The sequence below is a fragment of the Neisseria sp. WLZKY-1 genome, from assembly GCF_046546535.1.
In the GTDB taxonomy this organism is placed as follows: Bacteria; Pseudomonadota; Gammaproteobacteria; order Burkholderiales; family Neisseriaceae; genus Neisseria.
In genome coordinates this window covers 19592-27329 of sequence record NZ_JBKGTW010000027.1, presented here as the reverse complement: position 1 = coordinate 27329, position 7738 = coordinate 19592, and the positions used below count along the sequence as shown (strand labels likewise).

8 protein-coding genes are annotated in these 7738 nt (G+C 59.5%); 6 read left to right on the top strand and 2 right to left on the bottom strand.

Going from position 1 to position 7738, the window contains the following annotated elements; translation table 11 throughout:
- On the top strand, positions 1-189 hold a 189-nt coding region (locus tag ACLD9W_RS08100; RefSeq protein ID WP_410841550.1), incomplete at its 5' end, for a hypothetical protein.
- A gap of 124 nt (positions 190-313) precedes the next feature.
- Here ACLD9W_RS08100 and ACLD9W_RS08095 read toward each other — a convergent pair.
- Complete coding sequence (locus ACLD9W_RS08095) at positions 314-1201, bottom strand: prephenate dehydrogenase (protein WP_410841549.1); 888 nt, start codon at positions 1199-1201, stop codon at positions 314-316.
- A gap of 95 nt (positions 1202-1296) precedes the next feature.
- On the bottom strand, positions 1297-2307 hold the full coding sequence (gene trpS / locus ACLD9W_RS08090) for a tryptophan--tRNA ligase (protein WP_410841553.1): 1011 nt from the start codon (positions 2305-2307) through the stop codon (positions 1297-1299).
- 225 nt (positions 2308-2532) lie between these two features.
- Between trpS and ACLD9W_RS08085 the strand changes: the two genes are divergently transcribed.
- The 5 genes from ACLD9W_RS08085 to uvrB all read left to right on the top strand — a co-directional run bounded on the left by ACLD9W_RS08085 (position 2533) and on the right by uvrB (position 7716).
- Positions 2533-3915: an MFS transporter gene (locus ACLD9W_RS08085; protein ID WP_410841548.1), complete on the top strand. Its 1383-nt coding sequence runs from the start codon at positions 2533-2535 to the stop codon at positions 3913-3915.
- A 4-nt stretch (positions 3916-3919) separates the two neighbouring features.
- Positions 3920-4432 carry a single-stranded DNA-binding protein gene (locus ACLD9W_RS08080; RefSeq protein ID WP_410841547.1) on the top strand — a complete coding sequence of 171 codons (513 nt, stop codon included), beginning with the start codon at positions 3920-3922 and terminating at the stop codon, positions 4430-4432.
- A gap of 314 nt (positions 4433-4746) precedes the next feature.
- Entirely contained in the window at positions 4747-5223 is a 477-nt protein-coding gene (gene greA, locus ACLD9W_RS08075) for a transcription elongation factor GreA (RefSeq protein WP_410841546.1), read from the top strand.
- Between the two features lie 105 nt (positions 5224-5328).
- Complete coding sequence (hfq, locus tag ACLD9W_RS08070; protein WP_009426117.1) at positions 5329-5592, top strand: RNA chaperone Hfq; 264 nt, start codon at positions 5329-5331, stop codon at positions 5590-5592.
- Between the two features lie 90 nt (positions 5593-5682).
- On the top strand, positions 5683-7716 hold the full coding sequence (gene uvrB / locus ACLD9W_RS08065; protein WP_410841545.1) for an excinuclease ABC subunit UvrB: 2034 nt from the start codon (positions 5683-5685) through the stop codon (positions 7714-7716).
- Positions 7717-7738 lie beyond the last annotated feature (22 nt).

Genomic DNA, 7738 nt, shown 5'->3' with positions numbered 1-7738 from the left:
TTCAGACGGCCACTTCAGACGGCCACTTCAGACGGCCACTTCAGACGGCCACTTCAGACGGCCACTTCAGACGGCCACTTCAGACGGCCACTTCAGACGGCCATTTTCAGACGGCCATTTTCAGACGGCCATTTTCAGACGGCAGCTATGCGGGCGGCGCGGGAATTGCCGTCCGAACCTGCTGCTTGAACAAGGATACAAGAGGCCGTCTGAAACGGGTTTTAACTTCGTTGAAGTTTCGCTTTCAGACGGCCTCTGTGTGTCCGATATAGACAAAACGGCGGCGGCAAGGGCGGCGGGTTTTCAGACGGCCTCAGCCGTCCTGCTTGTCCAGCCACTCGTCGCGCGTTTGTTTGGCGGCGGCGAAGTAGCGGTAGAGGCCGTCGGCGTCGCCGTTTTGCAGCATGGTTTCCAAACGTTCGAGCTGGGCGCGCTGGGCGGCGGCGAGCTGTTGCAGGAAGCCGCGGTTGGCGAGGGCGATGTCGCGCCAGACGGCGGGGTGGCTGGATGCGATGCGGGTGAAATCGCGGAAACCGCTGGCGGCGAAGTCGAGGAAGGTTTGCGCGTCGGGGTGTTCGCGGATTTGGCCGACATAGGCGAAGGCGAGCAGGTGGGGCAGGTGGGAGACGGCGGCGAAAACGGCATCGTGTTCCACCGCGTCCATGCGGTGCACCTGTGCGCCGACGGCCTGCCATAGGGCGGCGATGCGTCCGGCGGCGGCGGGCTGCTGGCCTTCGTGCGGGCAGATAACGAGTTTTTTGTTGTGGTAGAGGCCGAATTGCGCGGCTAGTGCGCCGTGGCGGTCGGAACCGGCGATGGGGTGGGCGGCGACGCAGCGCGGCAGGTGCTGCGGCAGATGCTCGGCGAAGGCGGCGAGGGCGGACTGTTTGGTGCTGCCGACGTCGCTGACGATGGCGTCGGGGCGCAGCAGGGGGGCGGCGGCGCGGCAGACGGCGGCGAGGGCGGCAACGGGGGTGGCGATGAGCACCAGTTCGGCTTCGCCGACGTTGGCGGCGGAAATGTCGCAGGAAGCGCTGTCGATTACCCGCCGCTCCAGAGCGCGTTCGAGGTTGGCGGCATCGGTGTCGACGCCCGCAACGTGGCGCACCAGGCCGAGCCGTTTCAAATCGAGGGCGAACGAGCCGCCGATCAGGCCGACGCCGATCAGGGTGAGCTGGCGGATGGGTTCGATGGCGGACATGGTGCGGTCTCTGGCGGATGGTTTGAGGCCGTCTGAAAGCGGGCAAAGCGGTGTTGGCTGCGCCGAAGCTGCGCTTTCAGACGGCCTTTTCGGTTTTACTTCAAGGCGCGGATGCCGACGGCGTCGCGTACTTTGTCTAAAAGATCGCGCGCTTCGCGGCGGGCTTTTTGTGCGCCGGCCTGTAAGATTTCTTCGATTTGCGCGGGGCGGGCGGTCAGCTCGTTGTAGCGTTCGCGCTTGTCGGCGAGCTCGGCGTTGATTTTGGCGGCGAGGAGTTTCTTCGCTTCGCCCCAGGCGAGGCCGTCGGAGAGCATTTGGGTGAACTCGGCGGTTTGCGCGGGCGTGGCGAAGGCTTTGTAGATTTCAAACAGCGGGCTTTCGTCGGGCTGCTTGGGTTCGCCCGGCTCTTTCAGGTTGGTGATGATTTTGTTGACCGATTTTTGCAGCTTTTTCTCGGTTTCAAACAGGGGAATGGTGTTGCCGTAGCTTTTGCTCATTTTGCGCCCGTCGAGGCCGACCAGCAGCTCGACCTGTTCGTCGATTTTCACTTCGGGCAGGGTGAAGAGTTCGCCGAAGCGGTGGTTGAAGCGGCCGGCGATGTCGCGCGCCATTTCGACGTGTTGGATTTGATCGCGGCCGACGGGCACTTCCTGTGCGTTGAACATGAGAATGTCGGCGGTCATCAGAATCGGGTAGCTGTACAAGCCCATTTCTACGCCGTGGTCGGGGTCTTCCTGATTATTTTCAGTGTTGGCCTGCACGGCGGCTTTGTAGGCGTGGGCGCGGTTCATCAGGCCTTTGGCGGTGATGCAGGTAAGTATCCAGTTGAGCTCCATCACTTCGGGAATGTCGCTTTGGCGGTAGAAGGTGGTGCGCTCGGGATCGAGGCCGCAGGCGAGCCAGGTGGCGGCCACGGCTTGGGTGGACTCATGAATGCGCTCGGGCTCGTGGCATTTGATGATGCCGTGGTAGTCGGCAAGGAAGAGGAAGGATTCGGTGTCGGGATTTTGCGCGGCGCGGATGGCGGGGCGGATGGCGCCGACGTAGTTGCCGAGGTGGGGAATGCCGGTGGTGGTTACGCCGGTGAGAACGCGTTTTTTGGTCATGGTGCGGATGCTTTCTGGTGTTTTCAGACGGCCTTTTTTGTCGCTTGAGGCCGTCTGAAAGCGGTTGCGGACAAGGGAAGGCGGCGATTTTAGCAGAGTTTGGCGGCGCATCGTTCGGCGGCGGCGCGATGCTGTATAATCCGCCGCTTTCAGGCCTTTCAGACGGCCTCCGTCACTCAAAACAACGGCACACACACAACCGGAAACAGCAATAAAGGCGGCAGCATGGCAAGAGCAAACCAAACACAAATGTTCCCCGACGAATGGCGCGCCAGCACTTCGCTGGCGGGCGTGTACGCGCTGCGTATGCTGGGGATGTTTCTCGTGCTGCCCGTGCTGTCGCTGTATGCGGCGGGTCTGCCCGGCGCGGAAGGCAATGCCGCGCTGGCCGGTTTCGCGGCGGGGATGTACGGGCTGACGCAGGCCTTAATGCAGCTGCCGCTGGGCATCGCTTCCGACCGCTTCGGCCGCAAGAAAACGATTTATTTCGGCCTGATTCTGTTTGCCGCCGGCAGCTTCACCGCCGCCGCCGCCGACACTTGGCTGATGCTGGTGGTGGGACGTGCCCTGCAGGGCGCAGGCGCGGTGAGCGCGGCGGTAACGGCGCTGCTGGCCGACCTGACGCGCGAGGAAGTGCGCACACGTTCGATGGCGATGATTGGTTTGAGCATCGGCATCACCTTTTCCGCCAGCCTGGTTTTGTCGCCGATGCTGACGGGCGTTATCGGCGTGAAAGGGCTGTTTCTGCTCACGGGCGTGCTGACGCTGGCGAGCATTCTGGTGGTGGCGTTTTGGACGCCCGATCCGCAGGTTTCCAAGCTGCACGAAGACGCGCAGGCGCAGCCCTCGCGTTTGCGCGAAGTGTTTGCCGACCGCCGCCTGATGAGCCTCAATTTCGGCATTTTCGCCCTGCACTGCGGCATGATGGCGCTGTTTGCCAGCCTGCCCTTTGTGATGGAAGGGCTGGGGCTGGACAAAACCGGCCATTGGAAAGTCTATTTCCCCGCCACGCTGCTCGGCCTGATTCTGATGATACCCGCCATCATCGTCGGCGAAACCAGAGGTCGTCTGAAACAGGTGTTCGTTATCGGCATCGTGCTCACCGCCGCTGCCGTGGCCGCGCTGATGCTGTCGCTGCATTCGTTGTGGCTGATCGGCGCCTGTCTGATTGTCTATTTTGTCGGCTTCAACATTCTCGAAGCCAGCCAGCCATCGATGGTGTCGAAAATCGCCCCCGCCGATTTGAAGGGCACGGCGATGGGCGTGTACAACACCCTGCAATCGGTCGGCCTGATGAGCGGCTTCTGGCTCGGCGGCTGGCTGTTCCAGCACCACGGCATGTATGCCGTGCTATCGTTTGTAGTGGCGCTGACGCTGGTGTGGCTGGCATCGGCCGCCGCCAGCCCCGCGCCCAAGCCCGTGAAAACCGTTGCCCTGCGCGTCGGCGGCGCTTGGACGGGCAGGCAGCAGCAGTTGTCCGCCGCGCTCGGCACGCTTGCGGGCATCGAGCAAATCAGTTTCAGCAGCGACGGCGAAACCGTCTACATCAAAGCCATGCAGAAAGGCTTTGACGAGGCCGCCGCCAAAGCCATTATTTTAGGAGAGTAAAACCATGTCTTTAAACAAAGTAATCCTCATCGGCCGCCTCGGCCGCGACCCCGAAGTGCGCTATATGCCCAACGGCGAGCCCGTCTGCAACTTTTCGATGGCCACCAGCGAAACGTGGAACGACCGCCAGAGCGGCCAGCGCCAGGAGCGCACCGAGTGGCACAACATCACCATGTACCGCCGCCTGGCCGAAATCGCCGGACAGTATCTGAAAAAAGGCAGCCAAATTTACATCGAAGGCCGCATCCAGAGCCGCAAATACCAAGACCGCGACGGCATCGAGCGCACGGCCTACGACATCGTCGCCAACGAAATGAAAATGCTCGACAGCCGCCAAAGCGGCGGCGGCGCGCCCTATCAGGAAGGCGGCTACCAGCAGAGCGCCCCGCAGCAGCAATACCAGCAGGCCACACCGCAGCAGCAATATGCGGCCGAACCGCCCGCCGCCCCTGCCCGCCGCCCCGCCCCTGCGCCTGCCGCACCGGTGGAAGACATCGACGACGATATTCCGTTTTAAACTTAAACGGGTTTAAACAGACCTTGTGCTAACGGCTGTTTGGATAAAACAGGCCGTCTGAAAACGCCGCAACGGCTGTTCAGACGGCCTGAATACCGCCCCGCCGCGCGGACGAACCGCATCGCCCGGAACACAGTTTTCAGACGGCCTTCGGTCAGACAGAGGCCGTCTGAAACGCAGAGATTGCCAAAACGCCCGTTTTTGGTAAAATGCCGCCGCTTCAGACACCGCAAGCCGCCGTTTAACGCGCGGCTTGCCTTTTTATATTTTGCAACGCGGAAACCCCACGGATTCCGCCCACAGGAAAACAGACAATGAAAAAAATCCCCATCACCGTGCGCGGCGCCGAGATGCTGAAAAACGAGCTGCAACAGCTCAAAAGCGTGGCGCGTCCCGAAGTCATCGCCGCCATCGCCGAAGCCCGCTCGCACGGCGATTTGTCGGAAAACGCCGAATACGAAGCCGCCAAAGAGCGCCAGGGCTTTATCGAAGGCCGCATCGCCGAAATCGAACACAAACTCTCGCACGCCCACGTCATCAACCCCGCCGAAATTCATGCCGAAGGCAAAGTCGTTTTCGGCGCGACCCTCGATTTGGAAGACCTCGACAGCGGCGACCATGTCCGCTACCAAATCGTCGGCGAAGACGAAGCCGACATCAAAGCGGGCAAAATCTCCGTCGGCTCGCCCATCGCCCGCGCCCTGATCGGCAAGGAAGAGGGCGACGTAGCCGAAGTGCAGGCGCCAGGCGGCGTGCGCGAATACGAAATCGTGGCGGTGGAATACGTTTGAAAAAGCGCCGCCCTGCCGCCAAAGGTAGTCAAGCCAGCCGATAACCGTTACAATCCACACCGTTTTTCTAATAAACAAAACCATCCGAAAGTGGAGTATAAAAAAATGACAGCTAAAGCCCAAATGTTGCAAGACCCCTTTTTGAACGCCCTGCGTAAAGAGCATGTACCCGTTTCCATCTATCTGGTAAACGGCATCAAGCTGCAAGGCCAAGTCGAATCCTTCGACCAATACGTTGTGCTGCTGCGCAATACCTCGGTGACCCAAATGGTGTACAAACACGCCATTTCCACTATTGTTCCCGCCCGCGCTGTCAGCCTGCAACACGAGAACAAAGCCGCCGAGAGCGAGCAGCCTGCCGCCGAATAAGCCGCGCAAATCAAGAGGCCGTCTGAAAACTTTTCAGACGGCCTCTTGCTATATAATCGCCCGCTTTCCCCGCGTTGCCGAACGATTGCCATGCAAATCATCCAATACCCCAATTCCCCCTTCAAACTCCACCAGCCCTTCCCCCCCGCCGGCGACCAGCCCGCCGCCATCGCAGGCTTATTGGAAGGCTTAAACGACGGTTTGTCGTTCCAAACCCTGCTCGGTGTAACCGGTTCGGGCAAAACCTACACCATGGCGAACGTCATCGCCCAAAGCGGCCGCCCTGCCATCATCATGGCGCACAACAAAACCCTTGCGGCCCAGCTTTATGCCGAAATGCGCGAGTTTTTCCCTGAAAACGCAGTGGAATATTTCGTCTCCTACTACGACTATTACCAGCCCGAAGCCTATGTGCCCAGCCGCGATTTGTTCATCGAAAAAGACAGCGCGATCAACGAACACATCGAGCAGATGCGCCTTTCCGCCACCAAAAACCTGATGACGCGCGACGACGTGATTATTGTCGCCACCGTGTCCGCCATTTACGGTATCGGCGACCCGACCGAGTATCAACAAATGGTGTTGTCCGTCAAAGAAGGCGACACCATCGAGCAGCGCGACATCATCGCCACGCTCGTTTCCATGCAGTACGAACGCGGCGATTTGGACTTCAAACGCGGCAGCTTCCGCGTGCGCGGCGACGTGATTGACGTGTATCCCGCCGAAAGCTCCGAAAACGCCTTGCGCATCAGCCTGTTCGACGACGAAATCGACCGCCTCGATATGTTCGACCCGCTTTCAGGCAGCCTGCACCAGCGTGTTGGCCGCTACACCGTCTTCCCGTCCAGCCACTACGTTACCCCGCGCGACACCGTCTTGCGCGCCTGCGAGTCCATCAAAGAAGAATTGCGCGAACGCATCGAATTTTTCGCCCGCGAACAACGCCCCGTCGAACAACAACGCATCGAACAGCGCACCCGCTTCGACCTCGAAATGCTCTACGAAATGGGCTTCTGCAAAGGCATCGAAAACTACTCCCGCCACTTCTCCGGCAAAAAAGAAGGTGAACCGCCGCCCACGCTGATGGACTACCTGCCCGACAACGCCATTATGTTCATCGACGAAAGCCACGTTACCGTTACCCAAATCGGCGGCATGTACAAAGGCGACGCATCGCGCAAGCAAAACCTCGTCGATTACGGATTCCGCCTGCCTTCCGCCCGCGACAACCGACCGCTCAAATTCCACGAATTTGAAAAAGTCATGCCGCAAACCATCTTCGTTTCCGCCACCCCCGCCAAATACGAAGAAGAACACGCTGGGCAAGTGGTCGAACAAGTCGTCCGCCCCACAGGGTTGGTCGACCCCCAAATCATCATCCGCCCCGTCGCCACCCAAGTCGACGACTTAATGAGCGAAATCAACGACCGCATCCAAAAAGGCGAACGCGTGCTCGTTACCACCCTCACCAAACGCATGGCGGAGCAACTCACCGACTATTACAGCGAACTCGGCATCAAAGTACGCTACCTGCACAGCGACATCGACACCGTCGAGCGCGTTGAAATCATTAGAGATTTGCGACTCGGACTGTTTGACGTACTTGTCGGCATCAACCTCTTGCGCGAAGGCCTCGACATCCCCGAAGTCTCCCTCGTCGCCATCCTCGACGCCGACAAAGAAGGCTTCCTGCGCTCACACCGCAGCCTGATTCAAACCATAGGCCGCGCCGCCCGCAACGTGAACGGCGTCGCCATCCTGTACGCCGACAAAATCACCGACTCCATGAAAGCCGCCATCGACGAAACCGAACGCCGACGCGAAAAACAGATTAAATTCAACGAAGAACACGGCATCGTACCTCAGCAGATTAAAAAACAGGTCAAAGACATCATCGACGGCGTGTACCACGAAGAAGACAGCGGCAAAGGTCGTCTGAAAGGTAAAGGTAAGAACAAGGTTAAAGTCGGCGAGATTCACAACGAAGAAGACGCGATTAAAGAAATTGCCAAACTCGAAAAAGCCATGCAGCAGGCGGCTAGGGATTTGCAGTTTGAAGAGGCGGCGGTGTTGCGGGATAGGATTCGGGGGATTAAGGAGAATTTGTTGTTTGGGGCGGAGTGAGATTAAAAATGTTATCTTGAAA

What these genes read in the sequence shown, in the direction of transcription:
- greA (WP_410841546.1), top strand. Translation starts at nt 4,747, where the DNA reads ATGAAAAAAATCCCCATCACCGTGCGCGGCGCCGAGATGCTGAAAAAC.
- uvrB (WP_410841545.1), top strand. Translation starts at nt 5,683, where the DNA reads ATGCAAATCATCCAATACCCCAATTCCCCCTTCAAACTCCACCAGCCC.
- trpS (WP_410841553.1), bottom strand. Translation starts at nt 2,307, where the DNA reads ATGACCAAAAAACGCGTTCTCACCGGCGTAACCACCACCGGCATTCCC.
- hfq (WP_009426117.1), top strand. Translation starts at nt 5,329, where the DNA reads ATGACAGCTAAAGCCCAAATGTTGCAAGACCCCTTTTTGAACGCCCTG.
- ACLD9W_RS08085 (WP_410841548.1), top strand. Translation starts at nt 2,533, where the DNA reads ATGGCAAGAGCAAACCAAACACAAATGTTCCCCGACGAATGGCGCGCC.
- ACLD9W_RS08095 (WP_410841549.1), bottom strand. Translation starts at nt 1,201, where the DNA reads ATGTCCGCCATCGAACCCATCCGCCAGCTCACCCTGATCGGCGTCGGC.
- ACLD9W_RS08080 (WP_410841547.1), top strand. Translation starts at nt 3,920, where the DNA reads ATGTCTTTAAACAAAGTAATCCTCATCGGCCGCCTCGGCCGCGACCCC.